At 63.0% G+C, this 18,288-nt stretch carries 17 protein-coding genes; 13 read left to right on the plus strand and 4 right to left on the minus strand.

The annotated features are described in order from the left end of the window. Positions 1-71 precede the first annotated feature (71 nt). From M1L53_RS19490 to M1L53_RS19535, 10 genes are all read left to right on the plus strand, one after another. Complete coding sequence (locus M1L53_RS19490) at positions 72-1,283, plus strand: serine hydrolase domain-containing protein (RefSeq protein ID WP_003940004.1); 1,212 nt, start codon at positions 72-74, stop codon at positions 1,281-1,283. 15 nt (positions 1,284-1,298) lie between these two features. Continuing rightward, the gene (locus tag M1L53_RS19495) at positions 1,299-1,517 is read left to right on the plus strand and encodes a dodecin (protein ID WP_003939815.1); all 219 of its coding nucleotides are present in this window, start codon (positions 1,299-1,301) and stop codon (positions 1,515-1,517) included. 10 nt (positions 1,518-1,527) lie between these two features. Further along, positions 1,528-2,409, plus strand: coding sequence for a hypothetical protein (locus M1L53_RS19500; RefSeq protein WP_050654826.1), 882 nt, complete (start codon positions 1,528-1,530; stop codon positions 2,407-2,409). An 81-nt stretch (positions 2,410-2,490) separates the two neighbouring features. Next, positions 2,491-4,173, plus strand: a complete 1,683-nt coding sequence (locus tag M1L53_RS19505) for an FAD-dependent oxidoreductase (RefSeq protein WP_050654825.1) — start codon at positions 2,491-2,493, stop codon at positions 4,171-4,173. Positions 4,174-4,389: 216 nt separating this feature from the next. After that, a complete protein-coding gene (locus tag M1L53_RS19510) occupies positions 4,390-5,313 on the plus strand; it encodes an Ig-like domain-containing protein (RefSeq protein ID WP_007731397.1) in 924 nt (307 codons plus the stop codon). 74 nt (positions 5,314-5,387) lie between these two features. Further along, a complete protein-coding gene (locus M1L53_RS19515; RefSeq protein WP_003940557.1) occupies positions 5,388-6,362 on the plus strand; it encodes a carbohydrate ABC transporter permease in 975 nt (324 codons plus the stop codon). Next, positions 6,359-7,261, plus strand: a complete 903-nt coding sequence (locus tag M1L53_RS19520; RefSeq protein ID WP_003939837.1) for a carbohydrate ABC transporter permease — start codon at positions 6,359-6,361, stop codon at positions 7,259-7,261. The genes M1L53_RS19515 and M1L53_RS19520 overlap by 4 nt, the downstream gene beginning before the upstream one ends. A 37-nt stretch (positions 7,262-7,298) precedes the next feature. After that, entirely contained in the window at positions 7,299-8,630 is a 1,332-nt protein-coding gene (locus M1L53_RS19525; RefSeq protein WP_003940485.1) for an ABC transporter substrate-binding protein, read from the plus strand. Between the two features lie 15 nt (positions 8,631-8,645). Continuing rightward, positions 8,646-9,731 carry an ABC transporter ATP-binding protein gene (locus M1L53_RS19530; protein ID WP_054187729.1) on the plus strand — a complete coding sequence of 362 codons (1,086 nt, stop codon included), beginning with the start codon at positions 8,646-8,648 and terminating at the stop codon, positions 9,729-9,731. Positions 9,732-9,747: 16 nt separating this feature from the next. Continuing rightward, entirely contained in the window at positions 9,748-10,074 is a 327-nt protein-coding gene (locus M1L53_RS19535; RefSeq protein ID WP_003940244.1) for a YnfA family protein, read from the plus strand. Between the two features lie 67 nt (positions 10,075-10,141). On the opposite strand, the gene M1L53_RS19540 is transcribed toward M1L53_RS19535, so the two are convergent. After that, positions 10,142-12,100 carry a M13 family metallopeptidase gene (locus tag M1L53_RS19540; RefSeq protein WP_007731407.1) on the minus strand — a complete coding sequence of 653 codons (1,959 nt, stop codon included), beginning with the start codon at positions 12,098-12,100 and terminating at the stop codon, positions 10,142-10,144. A gap of 112 nt (positions 12,101-12,212) precedes the next feature. Between M1L53_RS19540 and M1L53_RS19545 the strand changes: the two genes are divergently transcribed. Genes M1L53_RS19545 through M1L53_RS19555 form a run of 3 tightly spaced genes read left to right on the plus strand, consistent with a single transcriptional unit; the run spans position 12,213 to position 15,491 of the window. Next, positions 12,213-12,662, plus strand: a complete 450-nt coding sequence (locus tag M1L53_RS19545) for a helix-turn-helix transcriptional regulator (protein ID WP_030535180.1) — start codon at positions 12,213-12,215, stop codon at positions 12,660-12,662. A gap of 5 nt (positions 12,663-12,667) precedes the next feature. After that, positions 12,668-13,078: a VOC family protein gene (locus M1L53_RS19550; RefSeq protein WP_003940539.1), complete on the plus strand. Its 411-nt coding sequence runs from the start codon at positions 12,668-12,670 to the stop codon at positions 13,076-13,078. Between the two features lie 52 nt (positions 13,079-13,130). Continuing rightward, a complete protein-coding gene (locus M1L53_RS19555; protein ID WP_050654823.1) occupies positions 13,131-15,491 on the plus strand; it encodes an excinuclease ABC subunit UvrA in 2,361 nt (786 codons plus the stop codon). A gap of 13 nt (positions 15,492-15,504) precedes the next feature. Here M1L53_RS19555 and M1L53_RS19560 read toward each other — a convergent pair whose 3' ends face one another. The 3 genes from M1L53_RS19560 to M1L53_RS19570 form a co-directional block, all read right to left on the minus strand. Further along, positions 15,505-16,458, minus strand: a complete 954-nt coding sequence (locus M1L53_RS19560; RefSeq protein WP_050654822.1) for an intradiol ring-cleavage dioxygenase — start codon at positions 16,456-16,458, stop codon at positions 15,505-15,507. Between the two features lie 66 nt (positions 16,459-16,524). Further along, positions 16,525-17,451, minus strand: coding sequence for a PaaI family thioesterase (locus M1L53_RS19565; RefSeq protein WP_050654821.1), 927 nt, complete (start codon positions 17,449-17,451; stop codon positions 16,525-16,527). 44 nt (positions 17,452-17,495) lie between these two features. Further along, positions 17,496-18,278, minus strand: coding sequence for a pirin-like bicupin family protein (locus M1L53_RS19570; RefSeq protein WP_003940511.1), 783 nt, complete (start codon positions 18,276-18,278; stop codon positions 17,496-17,498). Between the last annotated feature and the right edge of the window lie 10 nt (positions 18,279-18,288).

The raw sequence follows: 18,288 nt of genomic DNA on the forward strand, positions 1-18,288 counted from the left end.
CACAATGGTGTCAAGCTCCTGCCACCGATCGGGTGACCGGACAACTTGATCAGCGGGGATCGGAGGACGCGATGACTCCCAGTGCACGACGGGGTTCGCTCGCCCGGGTGGAGGTGCCTTCGCGCACCGAGCTGTACGTGGACCGGCGATTCCTTCCCTTGGCCGACCGCTTTTTCGCGATGTATCGCCAACCGCAACAAGGCGGCGGCGCGCTGGTCGTGTACCTGGGAGGCGAGAAAGTTCTCGACATCTGGGCCGGCAATGCCGATCGTGATCGGCGCTGGGACCACGACACGGTGTCGCTGTCGTTCTCGACCGGCAAAGGCGTCGCCAGCACCGTCGTTCACCGACTCGCCGAACGTGGGTTGATCGACTACGACGCCCCGGTTGCTCGGTACTGGCCTGAATTCGCGGCGGCCGGCAAGGACAAGATCACCGTCCGTGAACTGATGTCACATCGCGCGGGCCTTCACCGAGTTCGCGGCTTGATGCCGCATCCTCTCGACCTGATGGACTACGACGCGGTCGTTGCCGCCCTGGCTGCCGAGAAACCGGATCCGCGTCGGCTTCGAGGCCCCGGCTATCACGCTGTGACCTACGGCTGGTTGGTAGCCGAACTTGTGGCCAGGGTGTCCGGTCAGCCGTTCATCGACGTCGTACAAGCGGAGATAGCGAAGCCCCTCGGAGTCGACGAATTCTGGTACCGCGTACCCGAAACCGAGCGTCCACGGATCGCGAAGCTGTTCCCACATATCAACCCTGCCGGCTTGAACTGGGCCTTCGCGTCGACCGTGCTCTCACACGTCGGTCCGACTCGCGGACTCGCGGAGGCCGCGATGCCGGACGGTTTCGACGTCATGGTGCGCAACCCGGCTGTCCACGACGCCGTCATGCCGGGCTGGAACGGAGTGTTCAGCGCGCGTGCTCTCGCGAAGATGTACGGCGCCATCGCGAACGGCGGCGTGATCGACGGGAAGCGGTTCCTGAAGGAATCGACCATCGACCAGATGTCGACCATCCAGACTCGCGATCGGGATTACGTGCTGGCGGTGCGGCCCAACTGGACTCTCGGTTACCACCCGCCGATCATTGCCGCGCGGCGGCAGCCGCGGAATGCGATAGGCCACTACGGAGTCGGCGGTTCAGGCGCGTATGCGGACCTGTCCAGCGGACTCTCGCTCGGTTTCACCACCAACAGGTTGGGTAGTGCTGTGACAGCTCTCGGTGATCTTCGCCTTGCGAGGCTCGGCGCCGAGGCGCAGGAGTTGGTTCGTCGAATCTGACACGAAGGGAATGCCATGAGCAGCAACGTGTACCGGGTGACCGAGATCGTCGGCTCGTCCACCGAGAGCAGTGACGCGGCAATTCGCACCGCCATCGCCCGGGCGAACGAGACGGTACGCAACCTCGAATGGTTCGAGGTGGTGGAAACTCGCGGTCACATCGAGAACGGCGCCGTGGCGCATTTCCAGGTCACGTTGAAGGTCGGCTTCCGGCTCGACGGCGACGAATCTTGAGTCGTCGTTCATGAGTGTTGATCTCAGGGCGGCCGTCGGGTTCATGGCGGGACATGCCAGAACTCTCGATCGGCATCGACTGAATTTGATTCTCGGACAGGGTGACCGGACCGCGGCATTGGCGGCTGTGGACAGTTATCGCAACCCGGACGGTGGGTACGGCTGGGGACTCGAACCGGATCTTCGCTCGGCATCGAGCCAACCTGGCGGCGCGCTGCACGCCTTCGAAGCCTTTGCCGACATCGGAACGCCGACGCCCAGAGCGGTCGAACTGTGCGACTGGTTGCAGACCAATTCGCTGGCAGACGGCGGTTTGCCGTTCGCCTTCCCGATCGCCGACCCGGCCGGTTGTGCGCCCTTCTGGGTGGATGCGGATCCGTTGGCGCCGTCGTTGCAGATCACCAGCATCGTGTGTGCTGCAGCGGCTCGCGTTGCCGAATTCGACGAGGCCGTCGCCGAACATCCGTGGTTCGCCTCTGCCGTTCGATATTGCCTCGACGCGATCGACGGAGCGGATTCTCTGCACGCCCTCGAGCTGGCCTTTGCCTTGCAGTTTCTCGACGCGGTTCACCGGAACAGTCCCGAAGCGTCGTCGTTGGTGAGCACTCTTGGTTCGCGTATCCCGGCTGACGGCTTGGTTCACGTGGACGGGGGAGCCGAGGGCGAATTCATGCGGCCCCTCGATTTCTCACCGCTTCCCGGCGGCCCGACCCGCGCGTTGTTCGACGCATCAGTGATCGAGTCCGAACTGTCTGCGCTCGCTGCGCGACAACATGGCGACGGCGGTTGGGCGGTGGATTTCGACAGCTATTCGCCCGTCGCGGCGTTGGAATGGCGCGGTCACGCCACCGTGCAGGCGGTGTGGCTGCTGAAGCGCAATGGGGTGATCTGAAAACGATTCTCGCGCCAAATTGGAACACGTTATAGTCTGGGAACCAGTTCGAGCTTCGTGTTTCAGGGATAGGGGAATGTCATGGCGTATGTGATCACGCAGCCGTGCTGCAACGACGCCTCGTGTGTTGACGTGTGTCCGGTCAATTGCATTCACCCGACACCGGACGAAGCCCCGTTCGCGACCACCGAAATGCTCTACATCGATCCCGACACCTGCATCGATTGTGGTGCGTGTGTGGACGAATGCCCGGTCGAGGCGATCTTCCCGGACAACGAACTCGACGAGGACGACGCGCCGTACCTGCAGATGAACGCGTCGTACTTCGAGAAGCATCCGATGGGCCCGGATTGGCCCGAGCCGATCACGATGGCCAAGATCGATCCCGAACTGGGAACGCTGAAAGTAGCGATCGTCGGCTCCGGCCCGGCCGCCTGCTACGCGGCGATGGAACTGACCGGCAAGCCTCGCGTCGAGGTCGACATGTTCGATCGACTTCCCACTCCATACGGTTTGGTGCGCGCCGGCGTGGCGCCAGACCATCCCGGAACCAAGGGGGTCACCGATCAGTTCCGCGCCGTCGTCGCGAAGAAGACTGTGCGCTGCCACTTCAACGTCGAGGTGGGCACCCACATCTCGCATTCGGAACTCTTGGACCATCACCACGCAGTGATCTACGCGGTGGGCGCTGCCGGGGATCGCAAGCTCGAGATCCCGGGCGAGGATCTGCCGGGAAGTCACGCCGCCACCGAGTTCGTCGCCTGGTACAACGGCCACCCGGGATATGCCGATCGGACTTTCGATCTGTCCGGCGAGCGAGCGGTGATCGTCGGAAACGGCAACGTCGCACTCGACGTCGCACGCATCCTGGTGACCGACCCTGACCAGCTTGCGAAGACGGACCTCGCCGAGCACGCATTGGAAGCGCTGCGGAACAGCAAGATTCGTGAGGTGGTCATTCTCGGGCGTCGTGGGCCGGCGCAGGCCGCGTACACCAATCCCGAACTGTTGGCGCTCGGACAGATGGCGAACGTGGACGTAGTCGTCGACCCGATCGAAGCCGAACTCGACGAGGCCAGTCAGGCGTTCGTGGACAGCGATGCCGCCGAGCCGTCCGTCCTGCTCAAGGTCAAGCAGGCGCAGGAATTTGCTTCGCGTACCGCAGATCCTTCTCGCAAGCGGATCGTTCTCCGGTTCCTCACCTCTCCCGTCGAGGTCCTCGGCGACGGGGCAGTCTCACAGGTGAGGATCGTGAAAAACGAATTGGTGGCAACGCCGACCGGTCAGCTCTCCGCCCGGCCTACCGAGACCGAGGAGACGATCGACACTTCACTGGTGCTTCGGTCGGTCGGATACCGCGGCACACCGATGGCCGACTTGCCCTTCGACGACGCTCGCGGCGTGATCCCCAACGAGAACGGCAGAGTAATCGACACCGAGACCGGCACGCCGATCCCGGGTGTCTACGTCGCGGGTTGGATCAAGCGCGGACCGACTGGCGTGATCGGCACCAACAAGTACTGCTCCGCCGAGACCGTGTCGATGATCTTCGACGACTTCGCTGGTGGGCGCCTCGCCGCCCCGACCGAGGATGCCGACAAGTTGCAGGTTTTGTTGGCAGACCGGTCGCCGGATCAGGTGGACTATCAAGGTTGGCAGCGTATCGACAAGGCAGAACGCGCATCCGGTGCCGCAACCGGACGGCCGCGAACCAAACTCATCTCCATCGAATCCATGTTGGCGGCTGCCCGGAGCGAGGGATAGCAACGTTTGGGCGAACATCCGAATTGCTCGATTGCCGCTTTTGTGTGTTAATGACTATGGAAATGTGCGGTTTGCTCTCTTCGGTGTGCTCGGGTGTGTAGGTGTGCTCCGAGCGGGTGCGTCCGAATGGTGCATCGGCATCGGTACCAGGCGGGTATCGATGCCGGCCGCGCACGATCCACGTGAGTACGTGGTCAGTCGAGCGAAGGTAGTGACATGGGCAGCAAACAGGGTCGTCGGACGTCACGGGTTGCCGTGGCAATCGTCGGAGCAGTGGCCGCCGGCCTCGCTCTGGCCGGACCCTCCGCGGCTGTTCCGCTCTTTCCCGGTGGACCCGACATTCCGTTGCCCGTGATCCCCGGCGTTCCGTACCTCGACCCGGCAATTCCGGTTCCGGGCATCCCGGGTACGCCGATCCAGGCGCCCATCGGCGTCCCCAACTTCTCCGCTCCGTCACTCAATCCGTCTGCGGGTGAGACCGTCGGTATCGCGCAGCCGATCATCATTCGATTCAACGAGGCCGTCGGCGACCGTGCGACGGCCGAACGCGCTATTCGCGTGACCACCGATCCGCCGGTCGAGGGCAGCTTCTACTGGATCAACGACAGCCAGGTCCGTTGGAAGCCGACACAGTTCTGGCCGGCGAACATCTCCGTGACCGTCGACGCCGGTGATTCGCACTCCACGTTCAACATCGGTGATGCGCTCGTCACGGTCGCGGACGACAACACCAAGCAGGTCACGGTCACCCGCAACGGCGAGGTCGTGCGCACCATGCCGACGTCGTTCGGCAAGCCGGGCCACGAAACACCGAACGGCACGTACATCGTCGGCGAGCAGCTGCGCGACATGTACATGGATTCGTCCACGTACGGCGTTCCGATCGATTCTCCCGAGGGGTACCGCACCTACGTCGAGTACGCGACGCGAATTTCCTACAGTGGCATCTTCGTCCATGCAGCTCCGTGGTCGGTTGCGCAACAGGGTTTCACCAACGTCAGCCACGGCTGCCTCAATGTCAGCACCGAGGATGCCAAGTGGTTCTTCGAGAACGCTGGCAAGGGCGACCCGGTGATCGTGCAGAACACCGCAGGTGGAGTCCTCAGCGGCGCCGACGGATTGGGTGACTGGAACCGCTAGACATCGACGAGGAAGGCCCTGCGCGAGAAGTATTCGCGCAGGGCCTTTTTCGTGTCGCGTTCAGCTCGAGTGTCTTGTACGTTCACCATTCATTCGTTGCGGGCGGTCAGACTGCCTCAGTGAGATCGAGTCCGGAAAGAACGCTGCCCACTTCAGGCAAGCCAGGTCTGTGGGGCAGACCATGGCGTGATTACGCGCTGTTCGCGCTCTTGGTAGGTCCCAATCTCGCGTTGCTGATCTTGTTCACCTATCGCCCGCTGGTGGACAACATCCGACTTTCGTTCTTCGACTGGAACATTGCGGACCCGAAGGCGACGTTCATCGGGCTGAGCAATTACCGCGAGTGGTTCGGACGAAGCGACACCTGGCAGATCGTCACCAACACAGTGGTATTCACATTGGTCACAGTGGTGGGTTCGATGGTCATCGGTTTGGCGTTGGCCATGCTGCTCGATCGCAAGCTCGTCGGGCGAAACCTGGTCCGGTCGGCCATCTTCGCTCCGTTCGTCATCTCCGGTGCAGCGATCGGTGTCGCGTTTCAGTTCGTCTTCGACCCCAACTTCGGTCTGATCCAGGATCTCCTGCACCGCGTCGGACTCCAATCGCCCGACTTCTATCAGGACCCCCACTGGGCGCTGTTCATGGTGACGGTGACATACATGTGGAAGAACCTCGGCTACACGTTTGTCATCTATCTCGCTGCGCTGCAAGGAGTTCGGCAAGAGTTGAACGAAGCCGCCGAAATCGACGGTGCCAAGCCGTGGACCAAGTTCCGCCGGGTTCTCCTACCTCAGTTGCGCCCGACGACGTTCTTCCTCTCCATCACCGTCATGCTCAACTCGCTCCAGGTCTTCGACATCATCAACGTCATGACCCGTGGTGGCCCGCTGGGTACGGGGACGACGACGATGGTCTACCAGGTGTACAACGAGACGTTCCGAAACTTCCGGGCGGGCTACGGTGCGACGGTTGCCACCATCATGTTCCTGATCCTGCTGATCATCACCGTCTACCAGGTTCGTGCCATGGATCGGGGAGAAGAGAAATGACAGCGGTAGAGGAAAAGAAAAGCGCTGCTCCGACTTCCGTCGTTAGGCCGGGGCCGGACCGCAAGAACGTGGACCGGCGTGAGGTCGGTGTGAAGATCCTCGGCTATGCGGCAATGGTGATCGCGTTGGTCATCATCGTCCTGCCGCTCTACTGGATCGTGATGACCTCGTTCAAGGAGCGCCCGGAGATCTACACGCAGCCGGCAACGTGGTGGCCGTCGTCGCTGCATCCCGAAAACTATTCGGAAGCAACCACATCGGTCCCGTTCTGGATGTTCTTGCGGAACTCGATAGTGATCACGACGATTCTGTCGGCGGCGAAGTTCGTTCTGGGGACTCTCAGCGCCTATGGGCTTGTTTTCCTGCGCTTCCCGGGGAAGAACTTCGTCTTTCTCGGAATCATCGCCGCATTGATGGTTCCGAACCAGATCACCGTGATCTCGAATTACGCGCTCGTGGCAGAGTGGGGCTGGCGTAACACGTTCCAGGGCATCATAGTTCCGCTCGCGGGTGTAGCCTTCGGTACGTTCCTCATGCGCAACCACTTCCTCTCGATCCCTTCGGAGATCGTCGAGGCGGCGCGGATGGACGGAGCCGGCCACTGGCGGTTGCTCTGGCGCGTGGTGCTCCCCGTTTCCGGACCCACGATGGTGGCGTTCGGCATCATCACGGTGGTCAACGAATGGAACGAGTACCTGTGGCCGTTCCTCATGTCCGACGATTCCTCGGTAGCGCCGCTGCCGATCGGATTGACCCAACTGCAGAACAACGACGGACTTACCAACTGGGGTCCGGTCATGGCAGGAACGGTGCTGACGATGCTACCGATCCTGGTGATTTTCCTTCTGCTGCAAAGACACATGATCAAGGGCCTCACCTCCGGTGCGGTCAAGGGCTGACAGCTTTCCCGTCACATTTCTTTCTCGAGGAGCAGTAATGGCAAACATGAACAGGCGCGGATTCTTGAGCCTCGGCGGTGCAATCGCCGCCGGAGCCGCACTGACCGCGTGCGCGGGATCCGGCGGGTCGAGCGCTGATGCTGCGGGAACATCCGGTGCGTCGGGTGATTCCAACACCATCACCTTCTGGTCGAACCACCCGGGTAAGTCCACCGACGTGGAGAAGGAACTGATCAACCGCTTCCAGACCAAGTACCCGGACCTGAAGGTCAACTTGGTGGACGGCGGCAAGAACTACGAAGAGGTGGCACAGAAGTTCAACGCTGCCCTCTCCGGTGGAGATGTGCCCGATGTGGTTGTGCTGTCCGATGTCTGGTGGTTCAACTATGCACTGGCCGGGGCAATCGAGCCGCTCGACGGACTCTTCTCCGAGGTGGGGGTCGACTCGGCCGACTACGTCGATTCACTGCTCGCCGACTACCTGTTCCAGGGCAAGCACTATGCGCTTCCCTACGCGCGGTCGACGCCGTTGTTCTACTACAACAAGGCGGTCTGGTCGCAGGCAGGTCTTCCCGACCGTGGGCCGGCGACATGGCAGGAGTTCGACGAGTGGGGACCCGAGCTGCAGAAGGTCGTGGGCAACGGCAAGTTGGCACACGGGTGGGGCAACGCGAAGGATTACCTCGGCTGGACCTACGAAGGCCCAATCTGGACGTTCGGCGGCTCGTACTCCGACCAGTGGAATCTGCAGCTCGACAACGAGAAGACCATTGCCGCAGGGCAGTTCCTCTCCAGCATGATTCATGACAAGAAGTACGCCGCGGTCTCCACTGACATCGCGAACGAATTCGGTACCGGCATTCTGGCGTCGACCATCGCGTCGACGGGCGATCTGTCCGGCATCAAGAAGACTGCCAACTTCGACTTCGGCACCGCTTTCCTCCCGGCAGTGGACGGAACTCCCGGTTGCCCCACCGGCGGTGCCGGGCTTGCCATCCCGTCCAAGATCTCCGATCAGCGTAAGAAGAACGCGCTCAAGTTCATCGACTTCATCACCAATGGTGAGAACACGGCGTACTTCTCGCAGAACGTCGGCTACATGCCGGTCCGCAAGTCGGCAACCTCGGAGCCGAGCATGAAGGCGTTCCTCGACGCGAACCCCAACTCCCGTACCGCTGTGGATCAGCTCTCGCGTACGCGCTCGCAGGACTACGCACGCGTGTTCGTCCCGGGTGGGGATCAGATCATCGGCACCGGACTCGAGCAGATCGCTCTCCAGAAGGCCGACGTCGCATCGACATTCGCCGGCGTTGCCACGCAGTTGCAGCAGATCATCGACCGGCAGATCACCCCCAAGCTGCCGAAGTAGTAGGAGAGAACACTCATGGCCAACGTGCAATTCGCGGGAGTCACGCACCGCTACGAAGGAACCGATCGACCGGCAGTCGACCGTCTCGACCTCGACATCGCCGACGGTGAGTTCCTGGTACTCGTAGGACCTTCCGGTTGCGGTAAGTCCACCAGCCTGCGAATGCTCGCCGGTCTCGAGTCCGCGTCGGACGGCCGGATCGAGATCGGCGGCACGGACGTCACGCACCTCGCTCCGCGAGCACGTGACGTCGCCATGGTGTTTCAGAGTTACGCGCTGTACCCGAACATGACCGTCGAGCAGAACATGGGTTTTGCGCTCCAGAACGCGGGAGTGGGAAAGGCCGAGCGACGGGAACGGGTACTCGAGGCCGCGCGGATGCTCGAACTCGAACCCTTGCTCGGACGGAAACCGGCAAAGCTGTCGGGCGGGCAACGTCAGCGAGTTGCCATGGGTAGAGCCATCGTTCGCCATCCCAAGGTGTTCTGCATGGACGAACCACTCAGTAATCTGGACGCCAAACTGCGCGTCAGCACACGGTCGCAGATCGCCGCCCTACAGCGTCGACTCGGCACCACGACGGTCTACGTCACCCACGATCAGGTCGAAGCGATGACGATGGGGGACCGAGTGGCGGTGATGCTGGACGGTCGCTTGCAGCAGGTGGCGAAGCCGCGCGAACTCTACGACAACCCCGTCAACACCTTTGTGGCCGCCTTCATCGGATCGCCCGGCATGAACCTGATCGAAGCGCCGGTCGAGGGAACCGTCGCAGTGCTCGGTGATCTGCGGATTCCGCTGCCCACCGGGGCGTCCGAGCGGGAGCGGGTCGTCGTGGGAGTGCGCCCGGAATCGTGGGATCTGGTGGGAGCGTGGCGAAAGGGCTCGCTGGCCGTGGATGCCGATCTGCTCGAAGAGTTGGGAGCCGAATCGTTCGTCTATGCAAAGGGTGCCCCGGATTCGCAGTGGCAGAGCCGATCCGGTCGAATCGTCATTCGCGTCGACCGGAAGATGTCGGTGGCACCGGGGGAGTCGCTTCATCTGCTGCCCAAGGCCGGCGAGGTGTACTTCTTTTCCGCGGAGACCGGAGTACGTCTGTAGCGATACTGTGTGCGGCATGACCGTCGCACGTTCGCTGTTGCTGTTCGTACTCGCCGCGCTGCTCGAAATCGGGGGCGCGTGGTTGGTGTGGCAGGGAATTCGCGAGCACAAGGGATGGATCTGGGTGGGGCTCGGCGTCATCTCGCTCGGCCTCTACGGTCTGGTGGCCACCATGCAACCCGATGCGAACTTCGGGCGCATCCTCGCCGCGTACGGCGGGATCTTCGTCGCAGGTTCACTGCTGTGGGCGGTGGTGATGGACGGATTCCGCCCGGATCGTTTCGACATCGCCGGTGCGCTGATCTGTCTGGTCGGCGTCGGGGTGATCATGTACGCCCGGTAGGCCTTCGGCCCCGTGCGCGCTCAGGGAGTCCAGGGGGTCCCTAAGCGCGCACAGGGGCTTGCCCCTGCTACCAGATCTTCACACGCTTCTCCGGCTCCAAATACAGTGCGTCACCGGGCTTGACGTCGAACTCCTCGTGGAACGTGTCGAGGTTGCGGACGACGCCGTTGCACCGGAACTCCGGCGGCGAGTGCGGGTCGACGGCCAGACGGCGAAGCGCTTCGGCCTCACGGGCCTTCGTGCGCCATACCTGCGCCCACCCGAAGAACACGCGCTGCAAGCCGGTGAGTCCGTCGATGACCGGAGGTTCGGTACCTTCGGTCGCGATCTTGTACGCCGCGATCGCGATCGACAGCCCGCCGAGGTCGCCGATGTTCTCGCCGATCGTGAACTCGCCGTTGACGTGGTGGCCCGGCAGTTCCTTGGGCTCGAACTCGTTGTACTGCTCGATGAGAGCCTTTGTGCGCTTGCCGAATTCGCTGCGGTCCTCGTCGGTCCACCAGTCGACCATGTTGCCGTCGCCGTCGTACTTGGCGCCCTGATCGTCGAATCCGTGACCGATCTCGTGGCCGATGACGGCGCCGATGCCGCCGTAGTTGGCAGCGTCGTCGGCTGCCGCGTCGAAGAACGGCGGCTGGAGAATGGCTGCGGGGAAGACGATTTCGTTCATGCCCGGGTTGTAGTAGGCGTTGACGGTCTGCGGTGTCATGAACCACTCGTCACGGTCGACGGGGCCGCCCAGCTTGGCCAGGTCACGGTCGTACTCGGCGGCGTATCCGCGACGGTAGTTGCCCACCAGGTCGGTTGCCGAGATCTCGAGTCCGGCGTAGTCGCGCCACTTGTCGGGGTAACCGATCTTCGGGGTGAACTTCTCGAGCTTGGCCAATGCAGCCTCACGAGTCTGCGGGCTCATCCACTCGAGGTCGGAGATGTTGCGGCGGTACGCCTCCTGCAGGTTTGCGACCAGTTCCAGCATGCGGGTCTTCGCCTCTGCGGGGAAGTGTCGATCGACGTAGAGCTTGCCGACTGCCTCGCCGAGCAGATCCTGGACCAGGCTTACCCCGCGCTTCCAGCGCTCACGGTTCTCTTCGGTCCCGGACAGTGTGGTGCCGTAGAAAGCGAAAGTCTCGTCGACCAGGGCCGAATGCAGGTAAGGGGAGCGGGCATGAAGCACCTTCCACGCCGCCCATGCCTTCCAGTCGTCCAGTGACTCCGACGCCCAGAGTGCGGTGAAGGTGTGCAGGAATTCGGGCTGGCGGACCACGATCTCGGCGAACTTCTCCGAATCGGCGCCGAGACCGGACAGCCATGCCGCCCAGTCCAAACCGGGGTTCTGCTCGGTCAGTTCCTCGAAGCCCACCAGGTTGTAACTCAAATCTGCGTCACGACGCTTGACGACGTCCCAATGCCCGGCCGCGATCTTCTTCTCGAGCTCGAACACACGCTGGGCGTCGTAGCCGACGCCGGCGAGGGTGAACATCTTGTCGATGTGCGCGACGTACTTCTCGCGGATCTCCGCGTAGTTGTCCTCGCGGTAGTACGACTCGTCGGGGAGGCTGATTCCCGACTGGCTGAAGTGGATCAGGTACCGCTCGGAGTTCTTGGCATCGGTGTCGACGTAATGCGAGATGGCACCGCCGACGCCGACGCGCTGGTGGCGTCCGATCACGGTGGCCAGCGACGACCGGTCCGGCGCATCGGCGACGGCGTCGAGCTCGTCGTCGATGGGGCCGAGGCCTGCGGCCTCCACGGCGTCGGCGTCCATGAAGCTCGAGTACAGGTCGCCGATGCGCTGTGCATCGGTACCGGCGGCCGAGTTGGACTCCGCGGCTTCAGTGATGATGGTCTGTACGTCTTCTTCGGCCTTGTCGTAGAGCGTCCGGAAGGCCCCGTCGACTGCGCGGTCTGCCGGAATCTCGTATTCGGCGAGCCATTTTCCGTTGACGTGGACGAACAGATCGTCCTGCGCCCGTGTGTCGCCGTCGAGGTGGGTGAGGTCGATGCCTGAGCGATGAGCCGTGGTCATTTCTCCATCCTTACACGATCATGACGAACTGCTCGGTGTGTGCGCGATCGCTCCACGCCGAGTTCATCTCTTGTGCTGGGCAACGTCGGTATGGCATGGCACGATCGAATACGTGACCAGCAGACCTGCCGCAGATCCGCACCTGCAGGACCTCGCGCGACTACGACGTGTGCGAGACCGTATCGACCGGGAGTACGCGCGGCCTCTGGACGTGGAGGCGCTCGCGCGGGGAGTGAACATGTCTGCGGGGCATCTCAGTCGCCAATTCCGTCAGGCATACGGAGAACCGCCGTACGCCTACCTGATGACCAGGCGAATCGAGCGAGCGATGGCGTTACTGCGGCGCGGAGATCTCAGTGTCACGGACGTCTGCTTCGAGGTCGGTTGCAGCTCTCTCGGCACTTTCAGCAGCAAGTTCACCGAATTGGTGGGGGTTCCGCCCAGTGTCTATCGGCGCGAGGCCGAGCAGTCGACGGCAGGAATGCCGTCCTGCGTGTCCAAACAAGTCACCAGACCGATCAGGAATCGAGAAGCGCAGACCGCGCAGCCGCAATTAACGTGATCGCCATGGACATCACCATTCACTCGAGTTTCCTTCCGCAGGACGACCCTGAAGCCGCCCTGAACTTCTATCGCGACACGCTCGGCTTCGAGGTTCGCAACGACGTCGGCTACGACGGGATGCGTTGGATCACGGTGGGGCCGCCCGGCCAGCCCGGCACCTCCATCGTGCTGCATCCGCCGGCCGTCGATCCCGGAATCACCGACGAGGAGCGCCGCACCATCATCGAGATGATGGCCAAGGGCACTTACGGCGGACTTCTCCTGGCCACCAAAGATCTGGACGACACGTTCGAGCGGCTTCAGGCCGGCGACATCGACGTCGTCCAGGAACCGACCGAGCAGCCGTACGGCGTTCGCGATTGCGCCGTCCGGGACCCAGCGGGAAACCTGATCCGTATTCAAGAACTGCGCTGAGCCCGTCAACTGCGCTGAGACCGTCGGCGATCGACTGACAGATGGAGACACGATGACTGCCTTGCACACCGCAGACAGCCACGATTTGATCCGCGTGCAAGGCGCGCGGGTGAACAACCTCGAAGACATCAGTGTCGAGATCCCGAAGCGGAGGCTGACGGTATTCACCGGCGTCTCCGGTTCGGGGAAGAGTTCGCTGGTGTTCAGTACGATCGCCGCGGAATCGCAGCGGATGATCAACGAGACCTACAGCGCTTTCGTTCAAGGATTCATGCCGACGCTCGCGCGGCCGGACGTCGATGTTCTCGACGGCCTGACCACCGCGATCATCGTCGATCAGCAGCGGATGGGAGTCGACCCGCGCTCGACCGTCGGAACCGCCACCGACGCCAACGCGATGCTCCGCATCCTGTTCAGCCGTCTCGGAAAGCCTCACATCGGTTCGCCTCAGGCGTTTTCGTTCAACGTGGCCTCGATCTCCGGAGCAGGCGCGGTCACGATGGAACGCGGCGGACGTCAGACGAAAGAGCGTCGCAGCTTCAAGATCACCGGCGGCATGTGTCCGCGGTGTGAGGGACGAGCGGCGGTCAACGATTTCGATCTGACCGCGTTGTACGACGACACCAAGTCGCTCAACGAGAGTGCGATCACGGTCCCCGGCTACAGCATGGAGGGTTGGTACGGCCGGATCTACCGCGGCTGCGGTTTCTTCGATCCCGACAAGCCGATCAAGAAGTACACCAAGAAGGAACTGAACGATCTGCTCTACAAAGAGCCGACCAAGATCAAGGTCGAAGGCATCAACCTGACGTACACGGGTCTGATTCCGCAGATTCAGAAGTCGTTCCTGGCCAAGGACGTCGACGCGATGCAGCCCCACATCCGGGCTTTCGTCGAGCGGGCGATCACGTTCACCACCTGCCCCGAGTGCGACGGGACGCGACTGAGCGAGGGGGCGCGGTCGTCGAAGATCAAGGGCGTCAACATCGCCGACGCCTGCTCGATGCAGATCAGCGATCTCGCGGAATGGGTCAGCGGACTGAAGGAGCCTTCGGTCGCGCCGTTGCTCACGACGCTCGGTGAAACGCTCGACTCGTTCGTGGAGATCGGACTCGGCTACCTCAGTCTCGATCGGCCGTCGGGAACCCTCTCCGGCGGTGAAGCTCAGCGCACCAAGATGATTCGTCACCTGGGTTCCTCGCTCACCGACATCACGTATGTTTTCGACGAGCCCACTACCGGCCTGCATCCGCACGACATCGCGAGGATGAACGACCTACTGCTGCGCCTGCGCGACAAGGGCAACACCGTGCTCGTGGTCGAGCACAAGCCGGAGACGATCGTGATCGCCGACCACATCGTCGACCTCGGTCCGGGTGCGGGTAGCGCCGGCGGAAACGTCTGCTTCGAGGGCACCGTCGACGGTTTGCGTGCCAGCGACACCGTCACCGGCCGTCACTTCGACGACCGGGCCGCAATCAAGGAGACCGTTCGCGAGTCCACCGGGGCAATCGAGATTCGTGGAGCGAACGCACACAACCTGCAGGACGTCGACGTCGACGTACCGCTCGGCGTCCTGGTCGTGGTCACCGGTGTCGCCGGGTCGGGCAAGAGTTCGCTGATCCACGGCTCGCTCGCGAAACGCGAAGACGTGGTGTCGGTCGATCAGAGTGCGATCCGTGGCTCGCGCCGGAGCAACCCGGCAACGTACACCGGGCTGCTCGACCCGATCCGCAAGGCATTCGCGAAGGCCAACGGCGTGAAGCCGGCGCTGTTCAGTGCCAACTCCGAGGGTGCCTGCCCGACGTGCAACGGCAACGGCGTCATCTACAGCGACCTGGCGATGATGGCCGGCGTTGCCACTCTCTGCGAGGAGTGCGAGGGCAAGCGCTTCCAAGCCGAGGTACTCGAATACAAATTCGGTGGCAAGGACATCAACGAGGTTCTCACGATGTCGGTGGCCGAGGCCGAGGAGTTCTTCGGCGAGGGTGAGGCCAAGACCCTCGCTGCGCACAAGATCCTCGTCCGACTGGTCGACGTGGGGCTCGGATACCTCACGATCGGCCAGCCATTGACGACGCTGTCGGGCGGTGAGCGTCAGCGCATCAAGCTGGCAACCCACCTGGGTGAGAAGGGCGGCGTGTACGTCCTCGACGAGCCGACCACCGGACTGCACCTGGCCGACGTCGAGCAGTTGCTCGGCCTGCTCGATCGACTGGTCGATTCCGGTAAGTCAGTCATCGTGATCGAGCACCACCAAGCGGTGATGGCACACGCAGACTGGATCATCGACCTCGGCCCTGGTGCCGGTCACGACGGCGGTCGGATCGTCTTCGAGGGCACTCCCGAGGAGCTCGTCGCCGACGGCTCCACACTCACCGGAAAGCACCTCGCGGTATACGTCGGCAGCTGACCGGGCTCCTACCTCAGGCGTCGATACCCAGGTTGATGACGGCGAGGTAGGACCCGTCCGACTGCTTTTCGACGGTCATGAGGCCGGTGTCGTCGTAGATGCCGTCACTGGCGTTGTTCGTGTTGTTCTCACGACCGGTGTGCTCGCTGTACGGGGACTGCGAGTACACCTCGTCGAGAAGGGTCTCGTCGAAGAAGGTCTGCGACGTGAGGACCGTCTTCTTGTCGATGTGAACCTTGACGTGGATGTGGGTGGTGCGGCCCATGTACCAGCCGGGGAAGATCGTGGTGAAGTGTGCGATGCCGTTTGCATCGGTGGTCTGCGCCCCGCGCAGATAGGTGCCGTCGTCGGTGGTGGTGGCTTCGGTGTCGCCGACGCTGTACGAACCGTCGGAGGTCTCACCGGACCCTCCCATGCCGCCGCCCATTCCGCCTCCGGGTGCACCTGACGGAGGTTCACCCATCCCGCCGGCCGGGGGAGTTCCGCCGCCACCGCCGCCGCCGTTGGCGCTCAGCGAACCGGATTCGAAGCCGGAGTACACGCCGCCGGCGTCGCAGTGCCAGATCTCGACTACGGCGTTGGAGACCGCGCCGATGCTGCCGTCGACGTTGCACTGGCTGTTGTCCTGCACGCGCATTGCCACCTGCAGTGTGGTGCCCGGACGGTCTTCGCGGATGTCGCCGCGAATGGAGTCGACGTCGAACCAGTAGGGGCCCTGTGTCTCTTCCTTGCTCATGACGCACTGCGGTGCTTTGGCCAGAAGTGCGGTGACGGCATCGCCGGACGTGGCCGCTGCGGAAGCGCCGGAAGTGGTTGTCGTCGATGCAGCCGCGGCCGAAGTCGTCGTGGCGGTGCCACTGTTACCGGAACAGGCTGCGATGAGCCCGCCGAGACTGATGGTTCCGCCGAGAGCGAGGGCCCGTCGACGGCTCACGCGCAGCCTGCTCGCTTCGATGTCTTTGTTCACGCCGCTGTACCTCCATTGTGTGGGCTGTTGTCTCAATGGTGGACGGGCGACCTGGTGCGGAACTGGTTATCCGCTGTGAACTTGCTGGGAGAGCATCTGAATGCTCGAAGTGGCCCGCACATAGACCTGTCCGCCGGCGTCGACGATGCGAGTTTCGATCAGCGCGAGCCTGCGCCCGGCACGAATCACGGAGGCCTCGGCGCGCAAGACCGGCCCGCCGATGTCGGGTGAGCGCAGGAAGTCGATCTTGTGGTCGAGGACGCGATAGTCCTGGTCGACGCTGGTCAGGGTCTGGGCAGACAGGCCAGTGATGGCGTCGACTGCCGAGATGAGGACACCGCCCTGAACGGCGCCCAACGGGTTGGCCATCCAGTCCACGGGTGTGAACTCGCCGACGACGGAACCCGGGGTCACGTCGACGACAGCAAGATCGAGGAGTCCGGCGAGTGGACCGCGTTCGAGTCTGCCGTCGCGGATTCCTTCGACGACGTCGGACCCGGACAACCCGCTCAGGTTGCTTGTCTTCTCCGGCGTCGGGACGGGCAGCGGCTCGCCCTCCACGTAGTCGTCGATTCCCACGACGGGGGGACGCGAGACCACCATGGCGCGACCGGCCATCACTGCCAGAAGGGTGCCGTTCTCGTCGCGAAGTTGCCCGGATGCGAGTCCGACGCCGTCGTCGAGATGCACGAGTGTTCCGGTGGCACCGACGTCCGCGACGTCGGGGATGTCGGCGCCCGCACTGACCGTGACCTGCGCGAGCACGGACTGATGGCCCGAGGTCAGTCCCGAGTACACCGCGCCACCCATGGCACCGTCGATCATGACGCCGATGGAACCGAGCACGGTCTTGCCACGGTGATCGTGGAATCGCTCGCCGACGGCCTGCGCGAAGGCCAGGTCCCCGGGCTCGACCGAAACGGCGCGCACACCCATCAATGTGTTGAGTGGGTCAAGCTTCTTGACGGGCGCGGCGGAGTTGTCGATGCTCATCCGTCGAGTATCTCCAGCGCGCCGAGTCCTGCCGAGACCGGGTCTCAACCACCGATGCGTGAATGCATCTCCCAGACGAGGACTTCGGCCCCGGCGTCGGAGGTCAGCTGCTGGCCACCCGAATCGCTCAACCGGACAGCATCGCCCTCGTACAGTGTGCCGACGCCCTCCATCTCGGCAGTGCCCTGCGCGACGAAGACGTGCAGGAACCGTGCGCCCGGAAGATTCACGGAGGTGCCGGGCAGAATGCGTGCGACATGCATGGCGGCGTTCTTGTTGTTGATGCGAATCGCCGAATGATCCTTGTAGCGCTCCATTCCGGAGGCAACCGGGATCAGACCGCCGCGCAGCAGTTCGTCGTCGATCTCGAGCTGTTCGTAACCGGGGGTCAGTCCACCTTCGTCCGGTACCACCCACATCTGGATGAAATGCACGGGGTCGGAATGCTGTTCGCCGCCGATACGCCACGAATCGTTCTTCTCACTGTGCATGATTCCGGTACCGGCGCTCATGCGCTGGGCGAGTCCCGGATAGATGACGCCGGTGTGGCCGATGGAATCCTGGTGCACGAGCGAACCGCGAAGCACCCAGGTCACGATTTCCATGTCCTTGTGCGGATGGGTGTCGAAACCGGTTCCCGCCAGTACGGTGTCGTCGTTGTTGACGAGCAGCAATCCGTGATGAGTGTTGTCCGGATCGTAGTGCTGTCCGAACGAGAACGAATGTTTCGAATCCAGCCAGGAGACGCGGGATTTCAAGCGATCGCCGGAGCGGTGCACATCGATGTGCGGTGTCGTCCGTGGGGCCTGTGCTCGACCAGATGCCATGGCTCCTCCT

The organism is Rhodococcus sp. T9N (assembly GCF_024436645.1).
GTDB classification, from domain to species: domain Bacteria; phylum Actinomycetota; class Actinomycetes; order Mycobacteriales; family Mycobacteriaceae; genus Rhodococcus_F; species Rhodococcus_F qingshengii.